Raw genomic sequence first — 1,552 nt, forward strand, 5'->3', positions numbered from 1 at the left:
GAACCAAGTAAAACTCGGTTGTTTCAGCGTGTGCACCGCGTTGTCTCAGCGGCGACTTTTATAATATATCACAGGCGCCTAATATAATGCAAGTGTTTTTTTAAAAAGATTTCTATACTATTTTTTCCTGCTTCTTTCTGCAGCTGTTTGATTCGAAACAATGCGCCCGTATGATTTATTTACCCCGTTCATTCGCCTCTGAAACAGCTGTCTCGCAATCCAGGCAAACAAAAAGCAAATACAAGCAATTATGAAGTCTTGTATCTGCTTTAATTGATGCACAGCATTATAATTCAACGGCTTATCTAATCCCTTATGCTTCAGCTTAATATACTTTTGCCGCTTTATATTTACTGCTATCCTTTATCATCGAAGCCTTTTTGTTTACTTTCAACAAGCTAGCATCCACTGTAGTATCAATAATGACCCACTTCCCATTCAAATACACTTCATTCCAAGCATGATACACTTTCACATAGCTGCTCTCCCCCATTACAAGCTTCGTCGGAATCTGCTGACTGCGCAGCATCGCCGCAAATAACGAAGCATAACCATAGCAAATATCCTTTTTCAATTTAAGCGTGCGGTCAATATCTGGAAGATAATCGTTGGACACATCAGCTGCAAGTTTGCTGTCATACTTAATGGTTTTATATACGAAATTATAGATAGCCCTAACCTTCTCCTCATTTGTATTCATATTTTTAGTTAATTCCTTAGCTTTAATGACTGCAGCACTCTCGCTTGTCCAATAAATATTTTGAATAGAATTTAAAAAGACAGCATTGCTGGATTTTAGTTTCAATGTTACTTCCTTATTGGCAACTCTTTTATAACTGTTGCCCGACACATGCTCAAGCACATAAACAATATACTTTCCATTACCCATCTGCAGTGGAAAGCTTTCCTTTTTTTTGCTGCCAGACAACGTATAAGTGTACCGGTCATTCCCTTTAACAATCATCAGCTTCGTTTTTATATTTTTCTGTACGGGATAAGAAATAAAAATGATACCTTGAGACAACTGCGAGCTATCCAGCCACTTCGATACCTGCGCCTCTACCCCTGCACCTCCAATTAATACGGCCAGCAAGCTCATCGTTACAAGCAGCATTACCCACTTGATCATCCGCATGAACAAACTCTCCTTTCGTTAGCTAGGCTGCCATCTATGGAAATAGTGAAGGCCCTTTAGCTTTGCGTCCCAATCTTTCGACTGGTTTGCCATTATTGGTCAAGCCTGGTACTACATCTTATTAAAAAAAGCTTGTTTTGCTATAAGCTCATCCCAATTCCAATGGATGCCTAAACCTATTTTCATACTTAATAAAACAAAAATAAACGGCTCCGCCGTCCTTTGGACAGGCGCGTTTACCGATGAATGATAAGAACAAGTTTATAGAAAAAACTTATAAGTTCTTATAACTGAACAAAATCACCTATCGGTGACCTAACTTGCCATCATCGTGTGCAAAGAACAAACGATGCGATGTTATTTGCGGTGCGGACATCCGTGACCGTTAGAACCAAAAAAGCAGTCTTTTTGTTGTGT

The 1,552-nt window shown here is 39.1% G+C and carries 1 protein-coding gene and 1 riboswitch; the gene reads right to left on the reverse strand.

What is annotated here, in order from left to right:
- Positions 1 to 325: 325 nt before the first annotated feature.
- Positions 326 to 1,135, reverse strand: a complete 810-nt coding sequence (locus ACRRU2_RS28470; protein ID WP_331701393.1) for a transglutaminase-like domain-containing protein — start codon at positions 1,133 to 1,135, stop codon at positions 326 to 328.
- Positions 1,136 to 1,149: 14 nt separating this feature from the next.
- Positions 1,150 to 1,236, reverse strand: a riboswitch (cyclic di-GMP riboswitch).
- Positions 1,237 to 1,552 lie beyond the last annotated feature (316 nt).

The organism is Paenibacillus sp. GXUN7292 (assembly GCF_050864975.1).
Taxonomy (GTDB): Bacteria; Bacillota; Bacilli; order Paenibacillales; family Paenibacillaceae; genus Pristimantibacillus.